Raw genomic sequence first — 26,244 nt, 5'->3', positions numbered from 1 at the left:
CCCCTCGGGGCTCCGCCCCCGGCCCCCCCCTCGGGGCTGCGCCCCTGCACCCCTCGGGGCTGCGCCCCGGACCCCGCTCCTCAAGCGCCGGAGGGGCTTGATTTTTTCGCCCCTCAGGTTGTGGGCAATCGTTCCGAAGGGCAGAACAGGTAGCACAACCGACCACCGGGCCGCAGACCAAGGGCACGGGGGTCTGGGGGCGCAGCCCCCGGTTCTTGAGGGGGCCGGGCGATTCAATTCCGCGCAATAGGCGGGCGGGTACGGAGAGCGCGCCTCCCTCGACCTGAGCAACCGCTTAGAAAAGAGTCCCGCATCACACGCCACCCCGGATGACCAATCCACTACGTACGGGTAACTTCCCAGAGAGTCCTGCCTTCTCAGCCCCCTGGAGCCGTGATGCCCGAAGCCGTGATCGTCTCTGCCGCCCGTTCCCCCATCGGCCGCGCCTTCAAGGGTTCCCTCAAGGACCTGCGCCCGGACGACCTGACCGCCACGATCATCGAGGCCGCCCTCGCCAAGGTCCCCGGTCTCGACCCGCGCGACATCGACGACCTCATGCTCGGCTGCGGCCTGCCCGGTGGCGAGCAGGGGCACAACCTGGGCCGGATCGTGGCCGTGCAGATGGGCATGGACCACCTCCCGGGATGCACGATCACCCGGTACTGCTCCTCCTCGCTCCAGACCTCCCGCATGGCCCTGCACGCCATCAAGGCGGGAGAGGGCGACGTGTTCATCTCGGCGGGTGTCGAGATGGTGTCCCGGTCCGTCAAGGGCAGCAGCGACGGCCTCCCCGACACCCACAACCCGTTCTTCGCCGACGCCGAGGCCCGCACCGCCGCCGTCGCACAGTCCGAGGGCGCCGACTGGCACGACCCGCGCGAGACTGTGTCTGATAGCGGCTCCGCCGCGGGCCTGGTCCCGGACGCGTACATCGCGATGGGCCAGACCGCCGAGAACCTCGCCCGCCTCAAGGGCGTCTCGCGCCAGGAGATGGACGAGTTCGGCGTGCGGTCGCAGAACCTCGCCGAGGAAGCCATCAAGAACGGCTTCTGGGAGCGGGAGATCACCCCGGTCACCACCCCGGACGGCACCGTCGTCAGCAAGGACGACGGTCCGCGCGCGGGCGTCACCGTCGAGGGCGTACAGGGCCTCAAGCCGGTCTTCCGCCCGGACGGGCTCGTCACCGCCGGCAACTGCTGCCCGCTGAACGACGGCGCCGCCGCCCTCGTGATCATGAGCGACACCAAGGCGCGGGAGCTCGGCCTGACCCCGCTGGCCCGGATCGTCTCCACCGGCGTCACCGGGCTCTCCCCCGAGATCATGGGCCTCGGCCCGGTCGAGGCCAGCCGCCAGGCCCTCAAGCGCGCCGGGCTCACCGTCGACGACATCGACCTGTTCGAGATCAACGAGGCCTTCGCCGCCCAGGTGATCCCGTCCTACCAGGACCTCGGCATCCCGCTGGACAAGCTGAACGTCAACGGCGGCGCCATCGCGGTGGGCCACCCCTTCGGCATGACCGGCGCCCGCATCACCGGCACGCTGATCAACAGCCTCCAGTTCCACGACAAGCAGTTCGGCCTGGAGACGATGTGCGTGGGCGGCGGCCAGGGCATGGCCATGGTCATCGAGCGCCTCAGCTGACGCAGCGTCCCGATTGCCCGTCGACCCGTCCGGCTGCCCATCGGCCCGTCGGGTTGACCGCTCCCCGCCCGCCGGTTGACGCTCCGCCCACCACAGGTTGAACGAACAGGGCCCCGCTGACCTGGGCGCACGCGTCCCACAGGCCACGCACAGGCAACCGTGCCGCGTCCTAACCGTGACCGAATCTCCCCCAGGATGTGACGTATCTCCTGGGGGAGATTGATTTCCGCAGGTCAGGACCAGTATGGCCAGATACACCGGGCCAAAAGACCTGTCCATTTCGTGACGTAATGCACTGACAGCAGGAGCGGGCTCACGACAAGCTGATGTAGGAAGTCGGGGAATCGTTTGAATCCGGGAGTAAGTCAGTGAGCGCCATGCCTCTTGCCCTGCTGCTGACCACGGCCGCTGCCACGGCCGTGGGCGCCGCTGCCCTGCACGCTGCCCACGGGCTGCGCAAGCAGGTCGTGGCTCTGCGCGAAGACCTGGCAGCCGCCCGTACCGAACGCCGTACCGATCGCAGCGTCACCGTGCCCCAGCAGTCCCGCGCCGGTGCCACCCCGGCCGCCGAAATACGCGCCGCCGTGGCCGAGGCGCTGGCCGAGGAGCGGGAGCGGGAGCTGGCCGAGGCGCGCGCCTTCTGGGCGGCCCAGGAGGCCAGGGACGCCGCCGACGCCCCCTCCTCGATGCTCGGCGGACTGGGCGGCCTCGGCGAGGACGCCGCCTTCTTCATGCCCCGCCAGGCGGACTTCGTGGGCCTGGAGGCCGAGGCCCTCGAAACGGTCGAGGAGTTCCCCGAGGACTCCCCCGAGCTCGCCGCGGCCCGCCGCCGCCACCCCTCGCACCCCGACTTCGTACCCGTCCAGACGCCGGTCGTCGCGGACCACGAGGCCACCGTCTCCCGCCTGGAGGAGCTCGCCGAGGCCCGTACCGCGCTCGCGGAGGTACGCCCGGGACCGCTGGGCACGCTCGACGTGTACGTCTTCACCGACGGCACCACGCTCTGCATGACCCCGGGCCACCGCGAGACCGCGGACCGCCTCGCCGAGGCCCTGGACGCGGGCGACGCCCCCGTCCTGCTCGGCGGCTCCGGAGTGTCCGGCGCGTACGCGCTGACGTTCTCGTGCGGCGAGGAGAGCGTCTACATCCTCGCCGACCGGGTCATCGCCTCGCTCTGAGCCCGGCCGAGGGGGCACCCCCTAGCCGAAGGCCCGCTCCCCCGCGGCTTCCACCAGTTCCACGGCCCCGTCCGGCTCCCCGCCGGGCGGGGCCGTCGCCGTGCGCAGCGCCTCCGCCAAATCCCGTCCGGCGACGGCCACTTGATCGGCGACCGCGAACACTCCGGCGTCCGGCATGACCAGCGGCTCGCGCTCCGGGTCCTCGACGCGCTGCGCGCGCACGGCCAACTCCCTTGCCAGCGCCAGCCCTTCGGCCGCGGCACCGCGCCGCAGCCGGCTCTCGGGAGCGGCGCGCAGCCGGTCGGCGAAACGGTCGACGGCCAAGATCAAGGGGTTCACATCAAGCACGCCGCGACCCTACGCGCCTCCCCCGCACTGTTGCCAATACGCGAACCCTCAGGCACGGTGCAGTGAAGGACCAGTAAGCGCAATGCCTCCGGAGGCGCCGATGTCCCAAGTCTTCTCCGAAGAGACCCATCGCAACCTGCTCTCCCGCATCCCCCATTGCACCGGTCGTGAAGTGTCCGACTGGCTCCGCACCGTCGAGGAAGGCCCCTCCCTCTTCCGTTTCGAGGAGAAGGTCAGCTGGCTCCGGAGCGAGCACGATCTCGCCTATGGGCACGCCAAGGCGATCATCCATGAGTACGACCTGAGGCGGGCCGCACGCCGCCTGCTCTAGTCCGGGAGGAAATCCACTTCCGGGAGGAAGTGCTCCGCTTCCGAAAGGAAGTGCTCAGCCTCTTCGCCCCGCCGGTGACCGGTCGGCGGGGCGAAGTGCTGCCCGGACCCGCGCGGCACCCCGCACTCACTCCGTACGCCTTCAGTAGGTGAACTCGCCTTCCCTGTAAGGGCTTTCACTGCTTTACCTCTTGACGCTCCGGATGACGGGGAGCACAGTGACCGCGCAGCCCGTCGCTGAGAGCGCTCTCAGAGCGCCCTCTTTCCGAGAGAGGCACCCCCACATGCGCCCGACACCCCGCAGACGCCACCCCGCCAGGCGAGCCGTGATCGCCGTGCTCTCCACGCTCGGCCTCGCGGCGGCCGCCGCCGCGGTCGTCACGCTGCCCGCCAGCGCCTCCGCCCCGGCGCCCCCCGCGGGCTGGTCCACCGTCTTCACCGACGACTTCAACGGCCCGGCGGGCTCGGGGGTGGACACCGCGAACTGGCAGTACACGACCGGCACCAGCTATCCCGGCGGCCCGGCCGGGTTCGGCACCGGCGAGGTCGAGACCATGACCTCGTCCACCAGCAACGTCGCGCTCGACGGCGCCGGGCACCTGCGCATCACCCCGCAGCGCGACGCCGCGGGCCACTGGACCTCGGGCCGCATCGAGACCAGGCGCACCGACTTCCAGCCCCCGGCGGGCGGCAAGCTCCGCGTCGAGGCGCGCCTGCAGATGCCGGACGTGACGGGCGCCGCAGCCAAGGGCTACTGGCCGGCGTTCTGGATGCTGGGCGCGCCGTTCCGCGGCAACTACTGGAACTGGCCGGGCATAGGCGAGCTCGACATCATGGAGAACGTCCAGGGCCTCAACAACAACTGGTCGACCATGCACTGCGGCACCAGCCCCGGCGGCCCCTGCAACGAGACCACCGGCATCGGCGGCCAGCAGGCCTGCTCCGGCACCACCTGCCAGGGCGGCTTCCACACGTACGCGGTGGAGTGGGACCGCTCCACCGCCGTCGAGCAGATGCGCTTCTACCTCGACGGCGTCAACTTCCACACCGTGAGCCAGAACCAGGTCGACGCCACGACCTGGGCCAACGCCACCAACCATGGCTACTTCGTCATCCTGAACGTGGCGATGGGCGGCGGATTCCCGGGCGCCTTCGGCGGCGGCCCCGACGGCAACACCGAGCCGGGCCACTCCCTGCTGGTCGACTACGTCACCGTCCTGCAGTCGGCGGGCTCCGGCTCGACCCCGCCCACCAGCACCCCGCCGTCCGGCGGCCGCGACGCGTACAGCACCGTCCAGGCCGAGTCCTACGACCAGCAGTCCGGTCTGACGACGGAGGCCACCACCGACACCGGCGGCGGCCAGGACATCGGGAGCGCCGCCAACGGCGACTGGGCGCTCTACAAGGGCGTCGACTTCGGCACGACGGCGGCCAGGCAGTTCTACGCCCGGGTCGCGAGCGGCGCGGCCGGCGGGGTCAGCGGTCTGGTGGAGGTACGCCTGGACAGCCTGAGCAGCGCGCCGGTCGGCAGTCTCGCCGTCGGCAACACGGGCGGCTGGCAGAGCTGGCGGACGGTCCCGGCCAACATCAGCGGCATCACCGGCACCCACGACGTCTACCTGACCTTCAGCAGCGGCCAGAGCGCCGACTTCGTGAACGTCAACTGGTTCGGCTTCGGCCACTGACGACCCCGGCACGCAGCAAGGGGCCCGCCCGGCGGCTGCCGGACGGGCCCCTCCTGATGCTCAGTCCTGTCAGTCGTTGCCCTGCAGGATGGAGATCAGCCGCAGCGCCTCCAGGTAGATCCACACCAGGGTCATGGTGAGGCCGAAGGCCGCCAGCCAGGACTCCTCGCGCGGGGCGCCGTAGGTGATCCCGTCCTCGACCTGCTTGAAGTCGATGGCCAGGAAGCAGGCGCCGAGGATGATGCCGATGATTCCGAAGACGATGCCGAGACCGCCGCTGCGGAAGCCGAGGCCGTCACCGCCGCCGAAGACCGAGAACAGCATGTTGACCAGCATCAGCAGCACGAAGCCGATGGCGGCCGCCATGACGAAGCCGACGAAGCGGCGGTTGACCCGGATCAGCCGCGTCTTGTACGCGATGAGCACGCCGGCGAAGACCGCCATGGTGCCGAGCACCGCCTGCGGAACCGCGCCCGCCGACACATAGGTCGTGACGGCGGAGCTGATCACGCCGAGGAAGACGCCCTCCAGGGCGGCGTACCCGAGGATCAGCGCGGGAACCGGCTTGCGCTTGAAGGACTGGATCATCGCCAGGACGAACGCGACCAGCGCCGCACCGCCCGCGATGCCGTACGACTTGTTGATGTTGGCGTGGTCGACGGGCAGCGCGAGCCACGCGAGAACGGCGCCCACGACGACCGTGCCGAGCGTCATCGCGGTCCGCGTGACGACGTCGTCGATGGTCATCACGTTGGAGCGGGTCGGCGCCTGCGGGGCGCCGTACTGCGTGTCCTGCTGCGCGTACGGATTCGTCGCGTACGGGTTGCCCCCGGCCTGCGGCGCGGTGTTGAAACCCGCGTAACCGCTGTCGCGGCTGAACCCCCGTCGCGAGAAGACCGGGTTGCTGCTCCTCATCTCACTCCTCCATGGCCGCCGGGCGCGGCCTTGCCGTCAAGGGTAATAGGCACGCAAAGAAACCGTCGTACTGCTCAGGGAGGATCTTCGCGGGTGGAAGAGGGGGGTGCAAGGGTCCGGCGCCCCGACGCGCGGGGGTCCGCAAACTGCTGATGTGCCCGGAGCCGGACTCGAACCGGCACGGCCCGAAGGCCAGCGAGGTTTAAGCTCGCCGTGTCTGCATTCCACCATCCGGGCCAGGGCGCGCGGCTCCGCGTTTCGCGGGACGAGCCTAGCCCGACGCATCCCCCGAACAGCGGAACAACCACCCGATGTTGTCTTATTTTATTGACGCCTGAGGGTGCGTCAGCACAGCTCGGGGCAGTGTTGGCACATGCCGGAGGCGGTTGGCAGGGCGTCCCGGGCATCTGGGTGTCCGGGTCCGGAATGACGGAAATTCGATGCCCGAACCACCCCGCACCGCACACTGCCAGACGCCGGTCGAGCCGGAACGGACTCCCGCCGGAGCACCGCCGGAGCCCGGCTGGAGCCCGCTTGCGTCTCAGGGACGCCGTCATACCTCAGGAGGACGGAGGGGGGTCTTCCGTCCGACTCAAGAGGGCCGGTGAACGGGCACAGGGACTGACGATCCGGCGCCCGGCGGCGGAGAGGATGGAGAAGTCCCCGCACGCTGCTTCGACAGGAGTACCTCCGTGACCACCACCCCCATCGCCCACCGCGCAACCGCGGTGGCCGCCCGCGCCGTCGAGCTGTCGAAGGTCTACGGCACGGGCGAGACCCAGGTGGTCGCCCTGGAGCGGGTCACGGTCGACTTCCGCCAGGGCGAGTTCACCGCGATCATGGGCCCGTCCGGCTCCGGCAAGTCGACGCTGATGCACTGCGTCGCGGGCCTCGACTCGTTCAGCTCCGGCTCGGTCCGCATCGGTGAGACCGAGCTGAGCTCGCTCAAGGACAAGCAGCTCACGCAGTTGCGCCGCGACAAGATCGGCTTCATCTTCCAGGCGTTCAACCTGCTGCCGACGCTGACCGCCCTCGAAAACATCACGCTGCCGATGGATATCGCCGGGCGCAAGCCGGACAAGCAGTGGCTGGACCAGGTCATCTCGATGGTGGGCCTGGCCGACCGGCTCGGCCACCGCCCCACCCAGCTCTCCGGCGGCCAGCAGCAGCGCGTCGCCGTGGCCCGCGCGCTCGCCTCCCAGCCGGAGATCATCTTCGGTGACGAGCCGACCGGAAACCTGGACTCGCGCTCCGGCGCGGAGGTGCTCGGCTTCCTGCGCAATTCGGTACGGGAGCTCGGGCAGACCGTCGTCATGGTGACCCACGACCCGGTCGCCGCGTCCTACGCCGACCGCGTCATATTCCTCGCCGACGGGCGGATCGTGGACGAGATGCTCCAGCCGACGGCGGACGGGGTGCTGGACCGGATGAAGGCCTTCGACGCCAAGGGCCGCACCAGCTGACCCCGAGCCGCTGGGGGCTTGGCCCCCGGGCCCCCTGGCCGCTTCGCCCCTTGGCCTTCCCGCTTCCTTCGCCCCGGGCCCCCGTGCCCGCACCCGGTACCGCTGGGGGCTCCGCCCCCAGACCCCCGCTCCTCGAACTCCCCCAAGGCCTCAAGGGCCAGGGGGACCCCCATGAGGGGCTGATTTTCCGGCTACCCGAATTTTCGGCCCCCGGATTTCCCGCTGCCGGGCCCACGATCTCCCAGGACTGAGAAACCCCATGTTCAAAACCGCCCTGCGCAATGTGCTCGCGCACAAGGCACGGCTGCTGATGACGGTGCTTGCCGTCATGCTCGGCGTCGCCTTCGTGTCCGGCACCCTCGTCTTCACCGACACCCTCGGCAACGCCTTCCGCAAGCAGTCGTCCAAGAGCTACGACAAGGTGGCCGTCGCCATCACCTCGTACGGCAGCCGCGACGACGCCGCGCGCGACCCCGGGGTCAGCAAGCAGACCCTGCAGCGGATCGGGCAGCTCGACGGGGTGGCCTCCGCCACCGGCCGGGTGGAGGGCTTCGCCGGTGTGGCCGGCACCGACGGCAAGCTGATCGGCCAGGGCTGGGCCAACAAGGGCGGCAACTTCGCCCCCGGCAAGGACGGCAAGGACCCGGCGTACACCTTCGCCGAGGGCTCGGGCCCGGTGCAGGACGGCCAGATCGCCCTCGACAAGGACACCGCCAAGAAGGGCGAGTACTCGGTGGGCGACACCGTGCGGGTCGCCACCAACGGGCCGGTGAAGAAGTACAAGCTCAGCGGCATCTTCACCACCGAGGACGGCGCGGTCAACGCGGGCGGCAGCCTCGTCCTGTTCGACACCCCCGTCGCCCAGCAGCTCTACCTCAAGCCGGGCTTCTTCCAGAGCGTGAGCGTGGCCGCCACCCCCGGCGCCGACGCGCAGAAGATCCTCACCGAGGTCAAGCCGCTGCTCCCCAAGGACGCCCACGCCAAGACCGGCCAGGAGCTCGCCGCCCAGGACGCCAAGGACATCGAGCAGGGCCTCAGCGGCCTCAACCAGACGCTGCTCGCCTTCGCCGCCATCGCTCTGTTCGTCGGCATCTTCCTGATCTCCAACACGTTCACCATGCTGGTCGCCCAGCGCACCCGTGAGCTGGCCCTGATGCGCGCCGTCGGCGCCTCGCGCGGCCAGGTCCGCCGCTCGGTGCTGGCCGAGGCGCTGGTGGTCGGCACGATCGCCTCCGCGATCGGCTTCGCGCTCGGCCTCGGTCTCGCGACCGGACTGCGCTCCGCGATGAGCGCCTTCGGCGCCAAGCTGCCGGACGGCCCGCTGATCATCTCGGCGACCCCGGTGATCTCCGCGCTGGCCGTCGGCGTGTTCGTCACGCTGATCGCCGCCCTGCTGCCGGCCTGGCGGGCCGCGAAGATCCCGCCGGTGGCGGCGATGAACAGCGTGCACGGCGTGGCCACCACCAAGTCCCTGGTGGTACGGAACTCCATCGGCGGCGTCATCACCCTCGGCGGTGCAGCCGCGATCATGGGGGGTGCCGCGGCGGGCAAGGACGGCAAGGGGCTCATCGGGTTCGGCGCCTTCCTGGCCCTGGTCGGCGTCATCATCCTGATCCCGCTGCTCTCCCGCCCGGTCATCGCGCTGGTGCGTCCCGCGCTCGGCAAGGTGTTCGGTGTCTCCGGCAAGCTGGCCAGCCAGAACGCGGTGCGCAACCCGCGCCGCACCGGCGCCACCGCCTCCGCGCTCGCCATCGGCCTGACCCTGGTCACCGGCCTCTCGGTGCTCGGCGTCACGCTCGGCACCGCGATCGACAAGATGACCACGGACAACATCAAGGCCGACTACATGGTCCAGATGGCGGCCCGTGGCTCCGCCCTGGACCAGGAAGCGGTGACGGCGCTGCGCAACGCGCCGGGCGTCTCGGCGGTCTCCCCGCAGCAGTCCTCGTACCTGAAGATCGACGGCGACAGCCAGTCGGTGTCCGCGGTGACCCCGGGTGACATCGAGAAGGTCGTCACCATCGAGCCGCTGACCGGTTCGCTGGCCACGCTCGGCCAGGGGCAGCTGGCCGTGGACGACAAGACGGCCGCGAAGCACGGCTGGAAGCCGGGCTCCAAGATCGCCGTCGAGTTCGACGACAAGAAGAAGGCCGAGCTGACGATCGGCGCGACGTACAAGGCGAACGAGTTCCTGTCGCCGATCATGGGCTCGACCGCGCTGTTCGACGGGCACGAGACCAAGCCGTACATCCCGCAGGTCTTCGTCAAGATGAACGGCGGCGCCACCAGCGCCCATGAGAAGGCCCTGGTCAGCGCGCTCGGTGACAACCCGGCGATCAGCATCATGGACCAGCAGGACATCCGCAACGAGTTCGGCGGCATGATCAACACGCTGCTGAACATCATGTACGGCCTGCTCGCGATGGCCCTGATCATCGCGGTCCTCGGTGTCGTCAACACCCTCGCGATGTCGGTGTTCGAGCGCCAGCAGGAGATCGGCATGCTGCGCGCGATCGGCCTGGACCGCCGCAAGGTCAAGCGCATGATCCGGCTGGAGGCCGTCGTCATCTCGGTGTTCGGCGCGGTGATCGGCGTCGGCCTCGGTTCCTTCCTCGCCTGGGCCATCGGCCAGACCATCAAGGGCTCGATCCCGAACTACGCCCTGGTCATCCCGTGGGACCGGATCGGCATCTTCCTGCTCCTCGCCGGCCTGGTGGGCGTGCTCGCCGCGATGTGGCCGGCCCGCAGCGCCGCGAAGCTGAACATGCTGACCGCGATCAAGACCGAGTAGCGGTACGGACGGTGCAGGGCCCCCGGGAGATCTCCCGGGGGCCCTTTCGCGTCGCGGGGCACGTCCTCACGCCTGCGGCGCGCCCCAGGTGCGGGCCCGCAGCGGCATCCCCGAGGCGCCGCCCACCGGGGTCTTCACGGCGAGGATCTGGTTGACGCCGATCCGGTTGCGCTCGAAGGAGAGCGCGGAGGCCGCCATGTACAGCCGCCAGATCCGGGCCCGCCCGGCGCTGGTGTACCGCACGGCGCGCGCCCAGTCGGACTCCAGGTTCGCCACCCAGTGACGCAGCGTCAGGGCGTAGTGCTCCCGGATCGGTTCGACATCGCGGGCCTCGAAGCCGGCCTCCTCCAGGGTGGCCAGCGTGCGGCCGAGCGGGGCGAGCTCGCCGTCGGGGAAGACGTACGCATCGATGAACTCATCCACGCGGTACTCCGATTCGTCCCGTTCGGGGCGCCGGGCGATCTGGTGGTTGAGCAGCCGGCCGCCCTCCTTGAGCAGCCCGTGCAGGGTGTCCGCGTACTCCCGGTAGCGCACCGAGCCGACGTGTTCGGCCATGCCGATGGAGGAGATCGCGTCGAACGGGCCGTCCCTGACGTCCCGGTAGTCCTGGACGCGGATCTCGATCCGGTCGGTGAGCCCCTCCTCGGCGATCCGCTTGCGGGCGTACGCCGCCTGCTCGCGCGAGAGCGTGATGCCGACGACGCGGACGCCGTACTCGCGGGCCGCGTGGATGGCCATCGACCCCCAGCCGCAGCCGACGTCCAGCAGCCGCTCGTCCTCCTTGAGGGCCAGCTTGCGGCAGATCAGGTCGAGTTTGTCGCGCTGCGCGTCCTCCAGGGTGGCCTCGGGGCTCTCCCAGTACGCGCACGAGTAGACCATCGACGGGCCGAGGACCAGCTCGTAGAAGTCGTTGCCGACGTCGTAGTGGTGGCTGATCGCCTCCTTGTCGCGGCGCTTGGTGTGCAGCGGTCCGCTGCGGCGCCGCATCTCCTCGGCGGGCGGGGCCGGCGGGGGCAGCGCGCCGCCCAGCTTGAGCAGCGCCTTGGCGGCGGCCCGCAGCCTCGGGTCGCGCACCGGATGCACGGCGTCCTTCGGGTCGCCGCCCCGCTCCCAGATCAGCCCGGCGAGCAGGCCGAGGGCCTGGTACAGGTCTCCCTCGACGTCGATCTCGCCGGCCACCCAGGCGCGGGCGAGCCCGAGTTCACCCGGCTTCCACAGCAGGCGGCGCAGGGCGCGCCGGTGGCGTACGACGAGAACCGGAGCGCCGGGCGGGCCCGCCTCGCTGCCGTCCCAGGCGCGGATCCGTACCGGGAGGGCCTCTCCCAGCAGTTCCTCGGCAAGAGCGGTCAGCCGCAGCGCGGCATCGGCCATGGTGCACACCTCCGTACCTCGCAGAAATGTCCCAGCACCCCGGTCAACACTGCCCGGACGCGCGGCAATCCCGCTAGCGCGCCCAGGAGCAGCAGAGTGGCTGTATCCGCCATCTTCCTGGCCGAGAACCGATCATGGAAGGACGGTCGCACGCCGGGTACGCCGAAGGGGCCGTCCGCACCACGGATGGCGGACGGCCCCTTCGGGACTGCTTACTGACGAGGCGTCAGGAGGCCTTGGCCTTCTCCCCTGCCTTGTCCTCGGACTTGGCCGCAGGAGCCGGGGCGGGCTTGGCCGCCTCGTAGAACTCCTCACGCGGGGTCTCCATCGCACCGAGGGAGACGACCTCGCGCTTGAGGAACATCGCGAGCGTCCAGTCGGCCATGACGCGGATCTTGCGGTTCCAGGTCGGCACGGCCAGACCGTGGTAGCCACGGTGCATGTACCAGGCCAGCCGGCCCTTGAGCTTGATCTTCATCTTGCCCATGACGATCATCGCGACGCCCTTGTGGAGGCCGAGACCGGCCACCGCGCCCTTGTTGGCGTGCGCGTACTCCTTCTGCGGGAAGCCCCGCATGCCGGAGACCACGTTGTCGCCGAGGACCTTGGCCTGGCGCAGCGCGTGCTGGGCGTTCGGCGGGCACCAGGCGTTCTCCACGCCGGCCTTGCGGGCGGCGAGGTCCGGGACCTGGGCGTTGTCGCCCGCGGCCCAGATGTAGTCGGTGCCGGTGACCTGGAGGGTCGGCTGGGCGTCCACGTGACCGCGCGGGCCGAGCGGGAGGCCGAAGCGGGAGAGCGCCGGGTTGGGCTTGACGCCCGCGGTCCACACGATCGTGTTGGAGTCGACCTCCAGGCCGTTCTTCAGCACGACGTGGCCGTCCACGCAGGAGTCCATCGACGTCGAGAGGTAGATCTCGATGCCGCGGCTCTCCAGGTGCTCCTTGCCCCAGCGGCCGAGCTCCGGGCCGACCTCGGGAAGGATCTTGTCGGCGGCGTCGACCAGGACGAAGCGCATGTCCTCGCGCTTGACGTTGGTGTAGTACTTGGCCGCGTCGCGGGCCATGTCCTCCACCTCGCCTATGGTCTCCGCACCGGCGAAGCCGCCGCCCACGAAGACGAAGGTCAGCGCCTTGCGGCGGACGTCCTCGTCGGTGGTGGAGTCGGCCTTGTCGAGCTGCTCCAGAACGTGGTTGCGCAGGCCGATGGCCTCCTCCACGCCCTTCATGCCGATGCCCTGCTCGGCGAGACCGGGGATCGGGAAGGTGCGGGAGACCGCACCCATCGCGATGACCAGGTAGTCGAAGGGCAGCTCGTAGGCCTCGCCGACGAGCGGCGCGACCGTGGCGACCTTGCGGTCCTGGTCGATGCTGGTGACCCGGCCGGTGAGCACCTCGGCTCCGCGCACGACGCGCCGCAGCGGGACGACGACGTGGCGCGGCGAGATGCTGCCTGCGGCGGCTTCGGGGAGGAAGGGCTGGTACGTCATGTACGAGCGCGGGTCGACGACCGTGACGGTCGCTTCCGCGTAACGCATCTTCTTCAGAATGCGTCGCGCTGCGTACAGGCCTACGTACCCGCCACCTACTACGAGGATCCTGGGACGCTCCGTGGTGCTCATGCCATCGAGTATCCACCTGCCCGGACACCCCTGCTCGTGCGCCCCTTCACAAGGTTCACCAAGGGCTCTGCTACACTGCGCGGCCCACGTGACCGAGGTCATGGCGCGCGCGGGGAACCACGGTGTAGGGGAGAACGTTGTTCACCCGCCCTGAACTGGCCCGCACGGCCCCGGGACCGGTGGACCACTGCCGTACGAAACGCAGGCGTAACGCGTCAACCACCGTCTGGATTACGCGCGGAAGGGGTCCCTGGGCCTCGGAAAGCGGTCCCTGGACCACAAACCTGGGCCCCTGGACCCCTTTTCCTTGTGAAGAACTTCACGAACTTTCTCGCACGGCGCCGCCCCAAGGACCCCCGCGGGTCGCGATCAGGCGACCGACCAGGCGATTCCGTCCAGAATGTCGTGTTCGCTGACCACGACCTCGCGGGCCCCGGTCCGCTCCATGACGGCCAGCAGAACGAGCGCCCCGGCGGCGATCACATCGATCCGGCCCGGGTGCAGCACGGGGATGCGGGTCCGCTCCTCGTGGGTGGAGGCGAGCAGGTTTGCGGTGATCTCGGCGACCTGCTCGTAGGAGATCCGCGCGTGGTGGATGGCCGCCGACTCGTACTCCGCCAGACCCAGCGCGATCCCGGCGATGGTGGTCACCGAGCCCGCGAGACCGACCAGGGTGCGCGGCTCGCGCAGCGGCACGCTCTGCTCGGCGAGGTCGAGCGCGGCCTCGATGTCGGCCCGTATCGCGGCGATCTGCTCGGGCGTCGCCGGGTCGCCGGGGTGGTGGCGCTCGGTCATCCGCACACAGCCGACGTCCACCGAGCGGGCGGCCTCGACGCGTTCGGAGCCGACCACGAACTCGGTGGAGCCGCCGCCGATGTCGACCACGAGATACTCCCCGTCGCCGCTCAGTTCCTTGGTGGCGCCGGTGAAGGAGAACGCGGCCTCCTGGTCGCCGGAGATCACCTCCGGCTCCACGCCGAGGATGTCGAGGACCCCGCGCATGAACTCGTCCCGGTTCTCGGCGTCGCGGGAGGCGGAGGTCGCCACGAAGCGGACGCGCTCCACGCCGAGCTCCTTGATCACCTCGGCGTACTCGCGGCAGGCCGCGAAGGTCCGCTCAAGCGCCTCGGGGGCGAGCCGCCCGGTCCGGTCCACGCCCTGGCCGAGCCGGACGATGGTCATCCGCCGGTCCAGGTCGGTGATCTGCCCGGTGGCCGGGTCGGCGTCGGCGACGAGCAGCCGGATCGAGTTCGTACCGCAGTCGATCGCGGCGACGCGCGTCACTTCTCGTCCTCCCCGCCGCACGGGGTCACGCACGGGCCCTTGGCCCACCACTCGGGGAGCATCGCGATGGCCTCGTCGCCGAGCGGGTTCACCCCCGGGCCGGCCGCCAGCGAGTGGCCGACCAGCACGTGCAGGCACTTGACCCGGTCCGGCATGCCGCCCGCGCTCGGGAAGCCCTCCAGGACCTCGATGGCGTCGCGGCGCGCGATGTAGTCCTCGTGGGCGGCGCGGTAGGCGGCGGCCAGCTCCGGGTCGCTCGCGAGGCGCTCGGTCATCTCCTTCATGACGCCGTTCGCCTCAAGGGTCCCGATCGCCGACGCGGCGCGCGGGCACGTCAGGTAGTACGTCGTCGGGAACGGCGTGCCGTCCTCCAGACGAGGGGCCGTCTCGACCACGTCCGGGTTGCCGCAGGGGCAGCGGTGCGCGATCGCGCGCAGACCGCGCGGCGGACGGCCGAGCTGCTGCTTGAAGGCGGCGATGTCCGCGTCGGTGGGCTCGGTGCGTTCGGTCTGGGGCGGGGGCGTTTCCATGCCTGGGTCAGTCTCTATCGCTAGCAGTGATCAGTTGGCGGAACGGTCGGCCTTGTCGACGCCGTCCCAGAGGTTCGCATGCCAGGCGCGGCCGGTCGCGCCCTTGCCGTCGCGGCGGTTCTTCGCCGCGTCCGGGTCGACGACGGTGAAGCCGGTCTCCCCCGGGAACTGCATGTGCAGATGCTCGCGGGCGAGGCGCTTGATGTACGCGTCGTCCTGGAGCCGCGCCTTCTCGTCGCGCAGTTGCTCGACCGCCTTCTTGGCATCGGCGGCCTTGCGCTGCTGGTCGGAGATGTCGGCGCGCTGGGAGACGTACTGCCGCATGGGGTAGGCGAGCGCCACGACCAGCGAGCACATCACGAGGGCGAGCAGCGCCGCACGGCCGGTGAGCCGGGAGCGGCGGGCCTGCCGCTTGGTCTGCGAGCGGTAGACGCGGGCGGCGGTCTGCTCGCCGAGCACCTTGATCCTGGCGGCGGTGGAGAACCGGTCGCGGTCCTTCACCTTGGCGCCCTTGGCCATCGCTCTCCCGCCTCCCCGTCACATACGTACGTCCCCGGACACGGTACGGGACCGAGTGCGGGGACGTACGTACGACTGGCTAGGGGTTTGACCCTCAGCCCTTGAAGCGCGGGAAGGCGGAGCGGCCCGCGTACACCGCGGCGTCGTCGAGGATCTCCTCGATGCGCAGCAGCTGGTTGTACTTGGCGACGCGGTCCGAGCGGGCCGGGGCGCCGGTCTTGATCTGACCGCAGTTCACCGCGACGGCGAGGTCGGCGATGGTGACGTCCTCGGTCTCGCCGGAGCGGTGGGACATCATGCACTTGAAGCCGTTGCGCTGGGCCATCTCGACGGCGTCCAGGGTCTCGGTCAGCGAACCGATCTGGTTGACCTTGACGAGCAGGGCGTTGGCGGAGCCCTCCTCGATGCCGCGGGCCAGGCGCTCGGGGTTGGTGACGAAGAGGTCGTCGCCGACGATCTGGACCTTGGAGCCCAGGCGCGAGGTGATGGTGTTCCAGCCGGCCCAGTCGTCCTCGAACAGCGGGTCCTCGATGGAGACCAGCGGGTACGCGGAGACGAGCTCCTCGTAGTACTCGGTCATCTCGGCGGCCGAGCGGGACTTGCCCTCGAACTCGTACTTGCCGTCCTTGTAGAACTCGGACGCGGCGACGTCGAGCGCGAGCGCGATGTCCTTGCCCGGGGCGTAGCCGGCTTCCTTGATGGCCTCAAGGATGAGGTCCAGGGCCGCGCGGTTGGACTCCAGGTTCGGCGCGAAGCCGCCCTCGTCGCCGAGGCCGGTCGACAGGCCCTTGCGCTTCAGGACGCCCTTGAGCGTGTGGTAGACCTCGGCGCCCCAGCGAAGGGCCTCGGAGAAGGACTCCGCGCCGATCGGAGCGATCATGAACTCCTGGATGTCGACGTTGGAGTCCGCGTGGGATCCGCCGTTGAGGATGTTCATCATCGGAACGGGCAGCAGGTGCGCGTTCGGGCCGCCCAGGTAGCGGAACAGCGGCAGGTCGCTGGCCTCGGAGGCGGCGTGCGCGACGGCGAGCGAGACGCCGAGGATGGCGTTGGCGCCGAGCGAGCCCTTGTTGTCGGTGGCGTCCAGGTCGAACATGGCCTGGTCGATCAGGCGCTGCTCGGTGGCGTCGTAGCCGACGAGCTCCGGGCCGATCTGCTCGATGACGGCGAGGACGGCCTTCTCGACACCCTTGCCGCCGTAGCGGTTGGGGTCACCGTCGCGGAGCTCGATGGCCTCGAAGGCACCGGTGGAGGCGCCGGACGGAACTGCAGCACGGCCGGTGCTGCCGTCGTCGAGGCCGACCTCGACCTCGACCGTGGGGTTGCCTCGGGAGTCCAGGATTTCCCGGGCTACGACGACGTCGATGGACGGCACGAGCATCTCCTTCTGGGATGTGACGCTAGATGTGACGCAAGCAGTGCGGGGCCGCGCAGGGGTCGCTGCGGCCTTGCGACAAGAGCCTAACCGGCTCCGGGGCTCCGGCCAGCCGAGTGCCCGCCTCCTGGGACGAAAAAGGGCCCAAGGACCCTGATTCCCTGCCAAAGGTCCGCAGAACTACTGCCGGGTAACAGCCGAAACCCCGGCCCGGCGCGTACGGGGGAATGCGCGCCGGACCGGGGGGACTTGGGGCGGGGCGGACTCAGCTCAGGTGGAGCTTCTGGCCCGGGTAGATCAGGTTGGCGTCCTTGACGACGTCCTTGTTCAGCTCGAACAGCTTCTGCCAGCCGCCCTTGGTGCCGTTGGCGGAAGCGATCTGGCCGAGGGTGTCGCCGGCCTTGACGGTGTACTCGCCGTTGCCCTGCTTGACCGGCTCGGTGCGCTGCTCGCCGCGGGCGGCCTCCGGCGCGGGCTGGGCGCGCTGGGTCTTCTGCTGCGGCTTGGCCTTCGGCTTCGCGGACTGCGACTTCGAGGGGGACGAAGAAGAAGACGAAGAAGAGGAGGACGACGAGGAGCCGGAGGTGTCGACGTTGGCCTTGCTGCCGCCGGAGGTCAGGTTGCCGGCGCCGGCGCAGGACCAGGCGCCCGGACCCTGGATGGCGAGCAGCTTCTCGGCGGCGGCTATCTGCTGGCCCTTGGTGGCCAGGTCGGCGCGGGCGGCGTACTGGGTGCCGCCGGCGGCGGCCCAGGAGGACTGCGAGAACTGCAGGCCGCCGTAGTAGCCGTTGCCGGTGTTGATGGACCAGTTGCCGCCGGACTCGCACTGGGCGACCGCGTCCCAGGTCTGGACGGAGGCGGCGGAGGCCGAGCCGGCCGCCATCAGCGGGGCGGCGACAGCGGCGCCGGTGACGCCGGCCAGCGTGGCGACACGGACGGCCTTGGACGGGCGGCGGTGCTTGCCCTTGCCGGAAAGCAGCATGGAGTTTCTCCTCACCGACGCCTGCGAGGTGAGCTGTCGGGTTCGGGCGTGAGCTGCCCGGCCGAGCGCTGTGGCGCCCGTCTTCACCCCAAGCCGGTCGGCAGTTGCTTCAACTGCCGGGCCCGGCACGTACCTTGGGTCCCCCGCTCCTGCCTACGGCGCATAAGCGTCGACTGTTCCCGTCGGCCGACGGCAGGATTCGGCGTGCTCGGTCGACGGGGCTCGTGGTGACGAGCGAGTCCGACGAAAACACACGCCCCGCCAATGTTCAAAGGCGCCCATCGGGGGAAAATCCCCCCTCCTTGTCGCAACAGAAGGGGCGTTTCCGCAGGTCGGGGGCGGGACGGACGGACCGGGCAGACGGGACACGCCAGTTGAGGCGAAGAGACCCATGTCTCACTTGCACAGAACGGACATACGCCCTCGAACTACCCCTGCTTCGGCACCGAGTTCGGGGCCGTGGCAGCGGCCGCCGCGGCCTTCAGGTCCAGGCTCTGGCCAGGCAGGATGAGGTTCGGGTCGGTGCCGATCAGCTTCTCGTTGGCGTGGTAGAGCGCGGGCCAGCCGCCGTGGATCTTGTTCGCGTCGGCGATGACCGAGAGGTTGTCGCCGGGGCGGACGGTGTACTCGCCGTTCGCGGCGGGGGTGTTGCCGACATCACGTGATCCGCCGTCACCTCGCGAGGCGTGCCGCCCCGCGTCGCGGCTGTCGGTCGAGCCGCCCGGACCGCCGGAGCCGGCCGGGGCGGGCTGTCCGGCCGGGGCGCCGGTAGCGGAGCCGGTGGTGCCGCCCGGCGTCGCGCCCGAGCCCTCCTCCGGCGAGGGCGCCCCGCGGTGCTTGCCGGGGCTCGCCGGGGTGGACGCGGAGGGCGTCGGCGGCTTGGCGGGACCCGCGGGCTTCGTGGCGCCCGTCGAGGGCGCGGCCGGGGCGGTGGAGGCCGCGGGCGTCGGGGCGACGTCGGGCGCCTTGGTCGCCGGAGCGGTCGGCGCGGTGGACGCGGGCGCCCCGGCCGGGTCCGGCGTCGCGGGCAGGCCCGGGTCGACATCGGCCGCGCGGCCGCCCTTGGTGAGCCCGCCGGAGCAGCTGGCGAAGGCCTTGGTGCCCTGGGCCGCGAGCACCTTCTCGGCGATGGCTATCTGCTGGGCGCGGCTGGCGAGGTCGGCGCGCTGGGCGTAGTCCGTACCGCCGAAGGCCTCCCAGGTGTCCTGCGAGAGCTGGAGCCCGCCGTACAGGCCGTTGCCGAAGTCGGCGCTCCACATTCCGCCGGACTCGCAGGCGGCCACCTGGTTCCAGGAGTTCGCGTCCGCGGCGTTCGCGCCGGTCGCGGCGAGCAGCGGAAGCGCGATGGCCGAACCGGTCACCCCTGCCGCGACGACGAGAGCGGGTACCTGGCGGGGTCGACGATGCCGTCCATTCCCGGAGCGCATGGATGAGGCCTTCCGTGTGACTGCTGAGCCGAATGAACGGTGAACGTAGCCGTACTCGAACGCCTGTCACAAGTCGATGCACCCGAGATCACATAAAAGTCACAGTCTTGACGGTCCGTCAGGTGAGGCCGTTCCGTTCGGCGGCGTGAACTCGACCGGCAGGGTGCGCAGTCCTCGCATGATGAGCCCGCCGCGCCAGCGCAAATCGGCAGGTTCCACCGCTAGCCGCAGGTCAGGGAGGCGCTGCAGCAGGGTCGCGAGCGCGGTCCGGCCTTCGAGCCGGGCCAGCGGCGCGCCGATGCAGTAGTGGATGCCGTGGCCGTATCCGAGGTGCTGGTTGTCCCGGCGGCCGAGGTCGAGCGTGTCGGGGTCGGCGAAGCGCTCGGGGTCGCGGTCGGCCGCCGCGAGCACCACGAGCACCGGGTCGCCCGCCGCGATGTCCCGGCCGCCGATCGTCAGCGGTTCGGTGGCGAACCGCCAGGTCGCCAGCTCGACGGGTCCGTCGTAGCGCAGCAGTTCCTCGATGCCGGTCTCCAGGAGACCGCTCTCCCCCGCGCCGATCGAGACCTGGAGCCGCTCGCGCTGCTCCGGGTTGCGCAGCAGGGCGTACACCCCGTTGCCGATCAGATTGACCGTCGTCTCGAATCCGGCGAACAGCAGGATGAAGGCCATCGCGGCGGCCTCGTTCTCCGTCAGGTGCTCGCCGTGGTCGCTGGCCCGGATGAGCCCCGAGATGAGGTCGTCGCCCGGGTTCTCGCGCTTCCTGTGGATGAGCTCGGCGAGGTAGTTGCGCATCTTCTTCACCGACCGGGCGACCCCGCCGCGGGGTCCGCCGCCGTGTCGGATCATCATGCCCGCCCAGTCGCGGAAGTCGTCCTGGTCCTCGCGCGGTACGCCGAGCAGATCGCAGATGGCGTAGATGGGGAGCGGGAAGGCGAAGTCGTGGATGAGGTCGGCCTCGCCCTTCGCCGCGAACGCGTCGATGAGCTGATCCGTCAACTCCTGCACACGCGGCGCGAATTGGGCCACGGTGCGCGGGGTGAACGCCTTCGACACCAGGCGCCGCAGCCGGGTGTGGTCCGGCGGGTCGATGTTGAGTAGATGCGTCATCAGCTCGGCCTTGCGCTCGCCCGGAATGCCCGTCTTGTTTTTGGCGTGGGCCGACTCGTCGTGGTGCGCGGGGTTCTTGGAGAGCCGCTGGTCGGCGAGGGCCTGCTTGGCGTCCCCGTACCGCGTCACCAGCCAGGCCTCGACGCCGCTCGGCAGCTTGGTGCGGTGCACGGGGGCGTGCTCGCGCAGCCAGGCGTAGGCCGGGTACGGATCGGTGGCGAACTCCCAGGTGAAGAGTTCGGGGGCGGGCGGGGTGGGCGACTGGTCGGGCATGTCCTCGACAGTAACCGGCCGGACGGGACGGACTTCCTCAGTCGTCCGGCAACCGCCCCGCGGTGAGGGCGGGTCCGGCCCGCAACAGCCCGGTGGGCTCGGCGAGTTCGGTGCCCGGGGCCCCTGGCGGCGGGGCTACGTCGTCTCCGCCGCCCGGATCGCCGCCCGGTAGGCCCGAGCCGCCGCGCGCAGCGCCGCCTCCGGGTCGACGCCGGACGCCTCCGCCTCGGTCGCCAGCGCCAGGAGGCGGTAGCCCACACCCTCCCCGGCGGGGAGCGGGACCGCCAGGCCCGCGGTCCTGGTCCGGGCGGACAGCTTCGCGGCCAGCGCCAGCGCGGGCTGGCCCAGCGGGACCCCGTCCGTCACCGACGCCCGCTGCTTCTCGACCGCCTTCATCCGCAGCCAGTGCTCCTTGACCTCCTGGGGCGTCTCGGCGCTCTCGTCGCCGAAGACGTGCGGATGCCGGTGGATCAGCTTCTCCACGATGCCGCCCGCGACATCGTCGATGGAGAACGGCGCCTCGCCGTCCTCCTCGGCGATCCGCGCGTGGAAGACGACCTGGAGCAGCACGTCGCCGAGCTCCTCGCGCAACTCGTCGCGGTCGCCCTCCTCCACCGCCTCGACCAGTTCGTACGCCTCCTCAAGGGCGTACTTGGCGAGTCCCTTGTGGGTCTGCTGCGAGGACCAGGGGCATTCGCGGCGGATGCGGTCCATGACCTGGACGAGGTCGAGCAGGCGGGCGCCCGGCAGATCGTACGAGCCGGGCAGCAGCTCCAGGTCCGGCATCTGCACCCGCCCGGAGCCGGCCAGCCGGGCGAGCCCGTCGGTCAGCCGCCGGTCGCCCTCGCCGGAGGGCAGCACGACGACGGTGCGGCCCCCCGCGCAGGCCGCCACCAGTTCCTGCGCGTCCGGCGCCAGGAGCTCGGCCTCGATGCCGGCCTCGCGCAGATACGGCAGCTGCGGGTGCCCGGCGTCGGGGCACAGCACGAGGTCGGCGGCGCGCAGGGTCTGCCACGCGGGCCACGACAGGAGTCCGGGGGCGACCCGGTGGCTCGCGGTGAGCAAAACGATTCGGCCGGGTTCTTGGGCAGCAGTCACCCGTCGAACCTACCCGCTGGCCCACCGGCCGCGGGCCCCGAGGCGCCACCGGCTCAGCCCGTCGACGCCGAGTCCTGCGGGGCGCCCTGCTGGTCCTCGGGGGCGGCCTGCGGCGCGGCGGCCTGTTTGGTCTTCGCGATCCAGGGGGCCTGGTAGTCGGCGAGCTGGATCTGGCTCGCGTTCCAGCTGCCGTAGCGCGGGTTCACGTCCACGGCGAGGTCCTTGGAGGCCTTGACCAGGGCGGGCAGCAGGTCCTGCTGGGTGCGGGCGCCGATCGCGGCGGCCAGCTTCTGCTCGGTGACCTGGCGCTGGACGTAGCCGTCGATCTGGTCGGGGGCGAGCCCGCCGTTGCTGAGCGCCTGCTGGCGCAGCTGGTCCTCGCCGCCGGCCTGGCGGACCATCGCGTCCCGCGCGTCCTGGATCTCCTTGCGGCTGACGCTCACCCCGGCCTGCTCGGCCGCGTGCGCGAGCACCCTGTCGAAGATCATGTTGCTGAGCTTCACACGGCCGAGCTGCCCCGAGTCCTTGATGAGCTGGGCGGACTGCGGCGAGCCCTGCTGCGCCGTCCGTACGTCCTTGACCTCGGCCTGGAGCGCGGAGACCTCGATCCGGTGGCCCCCGACGACGGCCGCGGCCCCCGGGTGGGCCGTACTGCCGCAGGCGGTGAGCAGCGGGCCCGCGGCGAGCAGGGCGACAGAGACGGAGAGCGCGGTGCGACGGCGGCGGTGCAAAGGAGCCTCCCGGCGGAGCAGATGCGTGCGACTGAGCGACGAACCTTGCTTAAGACCTTGCGGTGATCGATGGTAGGCAGTCGCCGTGGCCGGGGCCACTGATTCGCCCAACGATTCGCGACCCTTGTCGGTCGCGGGGGTGAAGCGGGATGAAGCCGCGCCGTCCATTGCGTGAACTGAAGCCCCGGCCCGCTGCGCTGTTCCCGGGGGTCCGGCATATTCGACGGCAGCGCACAGCAAAGGACCTCGATGCCGACCCTCGAAGCCGCCCCCGCCCCGCCGGTGGCCCCGGTGCGGATCGCAGCCGCCCGCCGGCCCCGCACCCGGGCCGCCGCCCTCTCCGCACTGATCACGTTCCTGGCGGTGTGCGGCGCGGACGCGGTCGCCGGGGTGATCCCGCTCGGCCCCCTCCAGCGCCACACCCGCAGCATCAACGACCTGGGCAACCAGTTCATCCCCTTCCACGAGCACCTGTGGGACCTGCTGCACGGCCGCGCCGACGGCGGTCTGCTCCTCAACTGGCAGTCCGGGTACGGCACTTCGTTCCTGCCCGACCTCGGTACGTATCTGAGCAGCCCCTTCGCGCTGCTCGTCGGGGTCTTCCCGCGCGACCGGATCGACCTCGCGGTGTATGTGATCACCGTGCTGAAGATGGCGGCGGCGGCCGTCGCCATGACGGTGCTGCTGCTCGCGCTGCGCCCGGCGGCCCGGCACTGCTGGGCGGCGGGGGTGCTCGGCGCCTCGTACGCGCTGTGCGGCTGGTCGATCCTGGAGTCGACGTACAACCCGATGTGGCTGGACGGCCTGATCGCCTTCCCGCTGCTGTGTCTGGTCGTCGAGTGGGCGAGGGCGGGGCGGCGGCCGGTGGCCGGAGCGCTGGTCGTGGCGCTCGCCTGGATCGCCAACTTCTACACCGCGTACATGGCGACGATCGGCGCGGGTCTCGTCCTGCTCCTGCTGCTGTTCGTGGACCGCGGGACGGATGCGCGGGGCCGGGTGCGGGCCGTGCTGCGGGCCGCGCGGTCGGTCGCGATCGGCATCGGGCTCTCGGCGCCCGTACTGTTCACCATCTATCTGGGCACCCGGCACGCGCATCCGGGCTGGGTGCGGGAGTTCCAGCCGGTCTCCTGGCCGGACTACCTGGCCCGCACCCTGCCCGGCACGTACTCCTTCTCCTCCCCCGCCGTCTTCCTCGGCACCGGCGCGCTCCTGCTCGCCTGCACCCTCGGCTTCCACCGCGCCGTCCCGCGCCGCGAGCGCTACGCCTGGAGCGGCCTCGCCCTGGCCGTCGCGGTGTCCTTCCAGTGGAAGCCCACCCACCTGGCCTGGCACGCCTTCGTCACCCCCAACGGCAGCCCCTACCGGCAGACCTTCGTGCTGTGCGGCATCCTCGTGATCGCCGCCTGGATCTCCCTGTCGTACGGGATCCCCGGGCGCCGCGCGCTGCTCGGCGGCGGCGGCGTGCTGGCCCTGATCGCGGCGGGCGCGGCCTTCAGCGAGCTGATCTCGGCGTGGACGTACCCGCTGTTCGCGCTGGGCCTGGCGGCAGTGGCCGGCGCCCTGCTCCTGATGCGCCGGGGCCGGCGCGGGCTGGTGATCACGGCGCTCGCCCTGCTGGCGGGCGCGCAGATCGCGCAGGCGGGCGTGACGGCGGCGTACGGGGACCAGCAGCGGGCGGCCCGGATGGACGGCTACCCCGCCTGGGGCGCCGAGCACGCGGCGCGGGCCGCCCTGGAGGCGGACGCGTCCGGCTGGCCCGGCCACCGCACCGATCCGGGGCAGCGGCAGATCACCAACAACGACCCGCTGCTGCTCGGCGGCGAGGGCGGCGCCTACTACTCCAGCCTCACCCCCGAGGTGCTGAACCGTACGATGACCGCGCTCGGCGGCGGCTGGACCTCGCGCGGGCGGGCGGTGCAGAGCCTGGACAACCCGGTGACCGACGCGATCTTCTCGGTGGGCGCGCGGGTGCGGGTGACGGAGAAGGGCGGCGCCCCCTCGCTGATCCGGGCCGCCGCGACCCCGCCGCTCGTCACGGTCCGGCCGCCCGCACCCCAACCGGCGTACGGCACCAACCCGTTCCGCAACCAGGAACTCCTGCTCGGCGCCCGGGTGTACACGACGCGCACCCTCGCGCAGGGCTGCCCCGCCGGGACCGACATCTTCCTGTGGGCCCCGGAGCACTTCGGCAGCGCCCGCCTGGGCGACGGGCCGGCCGTCGAGATGCGCGGCGGCGCCCCCAGCCGCCGGGCCCCGCTGATCCCCTTCGGCACCTCGGCGGGACCGGGCCGCGCCTCGCACATCACCCTGACCCCCGCCGACCGCAACACGGAACTCGGCTGCCTGGACCGGGCGGCCCTGAACCGGGCGGTGGACCGGCTGCGCACGACGGGCGCCACGAAGGTCGACGTCTCGGACAGCGGCGTACGCGCCGAACTCCCCGCCGGAGCGAAGGGCACGGCGGTGTTCGCGATGCCTCGCATCGCGGGCTGGACCTGCCGCGTGAACGGTTCCGCCGCTGCCCCGGCGGGCGACTACCTGGGCCTGGTGGCCGTCCCGCTGACCGGCGCGGCGCAGTCGGTGGACTGCGCCTTCCGCCCACCGGGCCTGCGTTCGGGCTCCATGGTGGGAGGGGGCGCGCTGCTCGCGCTGGTGGGGGTGGCGTCGTGGGGGCCGCTGCGGCGCAGGGTGCGCGCCCGCCGGACGGCGGTCTGAGCGGGAACGGGTGGGCGGATCAGCCCGTCGGGAGCCGCTGGGCGGGGCAGGCGTCCAGGACCGTCTTCATGGCGGTCTTCTCGGCGTCCGTCACCCACACCCCGTACTTCTTCTTCACGGCCACCTGGTCCGCCACATATGTACAGCGGTACGCCTGGTAGGGCGGCAGCCAGGTCGCCGCGTCACCGTCGCTCTTGCGGCGGTTGGCGCTCGCGTCCACGGCGATCAGATTGAGCGGATCGTTGGCGAACTCGGTCCGCTTCTGCTTGTCCCACTGCTGGGCGCCCTTCTGCCAGGCGTCCGACAGCGCCACCACATGATCGATGTCGATCTTGCTGGCGCCGCGCTGGAACTGGATGGACTCCCCGGTGTACGGGTCGCGGACGAGCGTCCCGGACGCCACGTCGCACTTGTCCTTGAACGTCACGTCCTTGAGGTCCCGCTTGAGTATGTCCTCGCGGGTCGCGCAGCCGTTGTGGTCGGTGTCGGTCCAGCCCTTGCCGAACTGGTCGCGGCTGTAACCGGTCTTCGGCGCCCGCCCCTTGACGGTGAGCGAGTCGACGGCGGCGAGCGCGGAGCCCGCCGCGCCCTTGGGTCCGGGAGCGGCGCCCGCCCCCTTTTTGGCATCGTCACCACCGCATCCGGCGAGGACGAGCGACGCCGCGAGGACGGTTGCGGGGAGGGCGATTCGGTAGGTACGCATCAAGGCGGGCCGTCCTGGCAGGAGTTGGCGGAACCTCGCAATCCTAGACAGTCCTACCCGGCGGGCCATGGACCAATGGTCCCGAAAGGGACAGCCGTCCGGCCTTGATCACCACGGCGCGACCGGCGTACGGGACCGGGCGCGGCCCCCGCCGCCG

At 71.1% G+C, this 26,244-nt stretch carries 21 protein-coding genes, 1 tRNA gene and 1 riboswitch; of the genes, 7 read left to right on the top strand and 15 right to left on the bottom strand.

All coding sequences use genetic code 11. The features are described from left to right. The first annotated feature begins 396 nt into the window (after positions 1 to 396). Positions 397 to 1,641, top strand: a complete 1,245-nt coding sequence (locus ACIQ8J_RS16785) for an acetyl-CoA C-acetyltransferase (protein WP_403271539.1) — start codon at positions 397 to 399, stop codon at positions 1,639 to 1,641. A 377-nt stretch (positions 1,642 to 2,018) separates the two neighbouring features. Next, complete coding sequence (locus ACIQ8J_RS16780; protein WP_403271662.1) at positions 2,019 to 2,819, top strand: hypothetical protein; 801 nt, start codon at positions 2,019 to 2,021, stop codon at positions 2,817 to 2,819. A 21-nt stretch (positions 2,820 to 2,840) separates the two neighbouring features. Here ACIQ8J_RS16780 and ACIQ8J_RS16775 read toward each other — a convergent pair whose 3' ends face one another. Continuing rightward, entirely contained in the window at positions 2,841 to 3,167 is a 327-nt protein-coding gene (locus tag ACIQ8J_RS16775; protein ID WP_399056353.1) for a hypothetical protein, read from the bottom strand. A gap of 100 nt (positions 3,168 to 3,267) precedes the next feature. Here ACIQ8J_RS16775 and ACIQ8J_RS16770 point away from each other — a divergent pair, with 100 nt between their 5' ends. Then, on the top strand, positions 3,268 to 3,498 hold the full coding sequence (locus tag ACIQ8J_RS16770; RefSeq protein ID WP_053725101.1) for a DUF4287 domain-containing protein: 231 nt from the start codon (positions 3,268 to 3,270) through the stop codon (positions 3,496 to 3,498). 283 nt (positions 3,499 to 3,781) lie between these two features. Next, a complete protein-coding gene (locus tag ACIQ8J_RS16765; protein WP_403271537.1) occupies positions 3,782 to 5,182 on the top strand; it encodes a glycoside hydrolase family 16 protein in 1,401 nt (466 codons plus the stop codon). Positions 5,183 to 5,251: 69 nt separating this feature from the next. Here ACIQ8J_RS16765 and ACIQ8J_RS16760 read toward each other — a convergent pair whose 3' ends face one another. Both ACIQ8J_RS16760 and ACIQ8J_RS16755 read right to left on the bottom strand, forming a co-directional pair. After that, positions 5,252 to 6,097 carry a Bax inhibitor-1/YccA family protein gene (locus ACIQ8J_RS16760; protein ID WP_403271535.1) on the bottom strand — a complete coding sequence of 282 codons (846 nt, stop codon included), beginning with the start codon at positions 6,095 to 6,097 and terminating at the stop codon, positions 5,252 to 5,254. A gap of 155 nt (positions 6,098 to 6,252) precedes the next feature. After that, positions 6,253 to 6,334 (bottom strand) — tRNA-Leu (locus tag ACIQ8J_RS16755). A gap of 455 nt (positions 6,335 to 6,789) precedes the next feature. Between ACIQ8J_RS16755 and ACIQ8J_RS16750 the strand changes: the two genes are divergently transcribed. After that, the gene (locus ACIQ8J_RS16750; protein WP_403271533.1) at positions 6,790 to 7,560 is read left to right on the top strand and encodes an ABC transporter ATP-binding protein; all 771 of its coding nucleotides are present in this window, start codon (positions 6,790 to 6,792) and stop codon (positions 7,558 to 7,560) included. Between the two features lie 259 nt (positions 7,561 to 7,819). Continuing rightward, entirely contained in the window at positions 7,820 to 10,351 is a 2,532-nt protein-coding gene (locus tag ACIQ8J_RS16745) for an ABC transporter permease (protein WP_403271531.1), read from the top strand. 66 nt (positions 10,352 to 10,417) lie between these two features. Here the strand turns inward: ACIQ8J_RS16745 and ACIQ8J_RS16740 are convergent, their stop codons facing one another. From ACIQ8J_RS16740 to ACIQ8J_RS16690, 11 genes are all read right to left on the bottom strand, one after another. Beyond that, entirely contained in the window at positions 10,418 to 11,722 is a 1,305-nt protein-coding gene (locus tag ACIQ8J_RS16740; RefSeq protein ID WP_403271530.1) for a class I SAM-dependent methyltransferase, read from the bottom strand. Between the two features lie 226 nt (positions 11,723 to 11,948). After that, a complete protein-coding gene (locus ACIQ8J_RS16735; protein ID WP_403271528.1) occupies positions 11,949 to 13,340 on the bottom strand; it encodes an NAD(P)/FAD-dependent oxidoreductase in 1,392 nt (463 codons plus the stop codon). Positions 13,341 to 13,709: 369 nt separating this feature from the next. Next, on the bottom strand, positions 13,710 to 14,624 hold the full coding sequence (locus ACIQ8J_RS16730) for an exopolyphosphatase (RefSeq protein ID WP_403271526.1): 915 nt from the start codon (positions 14,622 to 14,624) through the stop codon (positions 13,710 to 13,712). After that, positions 14,621 to 15,154, bottom strand: a complete 534-nt coding sequence (locus ACIQ8J_RS16725; protein ID WP_403271524.1) for a DUF501 domain-containing protein — start codon at positions 15,152 to 15,154, stop codon at positions 14,621 to 14,623. Before ACIQ8J_RS16725 ends, ACIQ8J_RS16730 begins: the two co-directional genes overlap by 4 nt. Positions 15,155 to 15,184: 30 nt before the next feature. Continuing rightward, a complete protein-coding gene (locus ACIQ8J_RS16720; protein WP_403271522.1) occupies positions 15,185 to 15,673 on the bottom strand; it encodes a septum formation initiator family protein in 489 nt (162 codons plus the stop codon). Positions 15,674 to 15,767: 94 nt separating this feature from the next. Continuing rightward, positions 15,768 to 17,054, bottom strand: a complete 1,287-nt coding sequence (gene eno / locus ACIQ8J_RS16715; protein WP_362729167.1) for a phosphopyruvate hydratase — start codon at positions 17,052 to 17,054, stop codon at positions 15,768 to 15,770. A 259-nt stretch (positions 17,055 to 17,313) separates the two neighbouring features. After that, complete coding sequence (locus ACIQ8J_RS16710) at positions 17,314 to 18,030, bottom strand: transglycosylase family protein (RefSeq protein WP_403271520.1); 717 nt, start codon at positions 18,028 to 18,030, stop codon at positions 17,314 to 17,316. A gap of 3 nt (positions 18,031 to 18,033) precedes the next feature. After that, positions 18,034 to 18,201, bottom strand: a riboswitch (cyclic di-AMP (ydaO/yuaA leader). 257 nt (positions 18,202 to 18,458) lie between these two features. Beyond that, entirely contained in the window at positions 18,459 to 19,391 is a 933-nt protein-coding gene (locus tag ACIQ8J_RS16705) for a transglycosylase family protein (protein WP_403607844.1), read from the bottom strand. A gap of 165 nt (positions 19,392 to 19,556) precedes the next feature. Further along, positions 19,557 to 20,840 carry a cytochrome P450 gene (locus tag ACIQ8J_RS16700; protein ID WP_403271516.1) on the bottom strand — a complete coding sequence of 428 codons (1,284 nt, stop codon included), beginning with the start codon at positions 20,838 to 20,840 and terminating at the stop codon, positions 19,557 to 19,559. A 135-nt stretch (positions 20,841 to 20,975) separates the two neighbouring features. After that, positions 20,976 to 21,938 carry a nucleoside triphosphate pyrophosphohydrolase gene (locus tag ACIQ8J_RS16695; RefSeq protein WP_403271514.1) on the bottom strand — a complete coding sequence of 321 codons (963 nt, stop codon included), beginning with the start codon at positions 21,936 to 21,938 and terminating at the stop codon, positions 20,976 to 20,978. A gap of 53 nt (positions 21,939 to 21,991) precedes the next feature. After that, entirely contained in the window at positions 21,992 to 22,669 is a 678-nt protein-coding gene (locus ACIQ8J_RS16690) for a SurA N-terminal domain-containing protein (protein WP_403271512.1), read from the bottom strand. A gap of 249 nt (positions 22,670 to 22,918) precedes the next feature. On the opposite strand from ACIQ8J_RS16690, the gene ACIQ8J_RS16685 reads away from it, so the two are divergent. Next, entirely contained in the window at positions 22,919 to 25,384 is a 2,466-nt protein-coding gene (locus ACIQ8J_RS16685; protein ID WP_403271510.1) for a YfhO family protein, read from the top strand. 19 nt (positions 25,385 to 25,403) lie between these two features. Here the strand turns inward: ACIQ8J_RS16685 and ACIQ8J_RS16680 are convergent, their stop codons facing one another. After that, the gene (locus tag ACIQ8J_RS16680) at positions 25,404 to 26,087 is read right to left on the bottom strand and encodes an HNH endonuclease family protein (protein ID WP_403271508.1); all 684 of its coding nucleotides are present in this window, start codon (positions 26,085 to 26,087) and stop codon (positions 25,404 to 25,406) included. Positions 26,088 to 26,244 lie beyond the last annotated feature (157 nt).

It is taken from the genome of Streptomyces sp. NPDC094147 (assembly GCF_044764265.1).
Taxonomy (GTDB): Bacteria; Actinomycetota; Actinomycetes; order Streptomycetales; family Streptomycetaceae; genus Streptomyces.
Note: the sequence above shows the minus strand (reverse complement) of the source record. Positions and strands in the feature narration are given on the sequence as shown.

Excerpts from the sequence above, each read along its gene's own strand:
- ACIQ8J_RS16785 (WP_403271539.1), top strand. The coding sequence starts at position 397 with ATGCCCGAAGCCGTGATCGTCTCTGCCGCCCGTTCCCCCATCGGCCGC.
- ACIQ8J_RS16780 (WP_403271662.1), top strand. The coding sequence starts at position 2,019 with ATGCCTCTTGCCCTGCTGCTGACCACGGCCGCTGCCACGGCCGTGGGC.
- ACIQ8J_RS16770 (WP_053725101.1), top strand. The coding sequence starts at position 3,268 with ATGTCCCAAGTCTTCTCCGAAGAGACCCATCGCAACCTGCTCTCCCGC.
- ACIQ8J_RS16765 (WP_403271537.1), top strand. The coding sequence starts at position 3,782 with ATGCGCCCGACACCCCGCAGACGCCACCCCGCCAGGCGAGCCGTGATC.
- ACIQ8J_RS16760 (WP_403271535.1), bottom strand. The coding sequence starts at position 6,097 with ATGAGGAGCAGCAACCCGGTCTTCTCGCGACGGGGGTTCAGCCGCGAC.
- ACIQ8J_RS16745 (WP_403271531.1), top strand. The coding sequence starts at position 7,820 with ATGTTCAAAACCGCCCTGCGCAATGTGCTCGCGCACAAGGCACGGCTG.
- ACIQ8J_RS16740 (WP_403271530.1), bottom strand. The coding sequence starts at position 11,722 with ATGGCCGATGCCGCGCTGCGGCTGACCGCTCTTGCCGAGGAACTGCTG.
- ACIQ8J_RS16735 (WP_403271528.1), bottom strand. The coding sequence starts at position 13,340 with ATGAGCACCACGGAGCGTCCCAGGATCCTCGTAGTAGGTGGCGGGTAC.
- ACIQ8J_RS16725 (WP_403271524.1), bottom strand. The coding sequence starts at position 15,154 with ATGGAAACGCCCCCGCCCCAGACCGAACGCACCGAGCCCACCGACGCG.
- ACIQ8J_RS16720 (WP_403271522.1), bottom strand. The coding sequence starts at position 15,673 with ATGGCCAAGGGCGCCAAGGTGAAGGACCGCGACCGGTTCTCCACCGCC.
- eno (WP_362729167.1), bottom strand. The coding sequence starts at position 17,054 with ATGCTCGTGCCGTCCATCGACGTCGTCGTAGCCCGGGAAATCCTGGAC.
- ACIQ8J_RS16710 (WP_403271520.1), bottom strand. The coding sequence starts at position 18,030 with ATGCTGCTTTCCGGCAAGGGCAAGCACCGCCGCCCGTCCAAGGCCGTC.
- ACIQ8J_RS16700 (WP_403271516.1), bottom strand. The coding sequence starts at position 20,840 with ATGCCCGACCAGTCGCCCACCCCGCCCGCCCCCGAACTCTTCACCTGG.
- ACIQ8J_RS16685 (WP_403271510.1), top strand. The coding sequence starts at position 22,919 with ATGCCGACCCTCGAAGCCGCCCCCGCCCCGCCGGTGGCCCCGGTGCGG.
- ACIQ8J_RS16680 (WP_403271508.1), bottom strand. The coding sequence starts at position 26,087 with ATGCGTACCTACCGAATCGCCCTCCCCGCAACCGTCCTCGCGGCGTCG.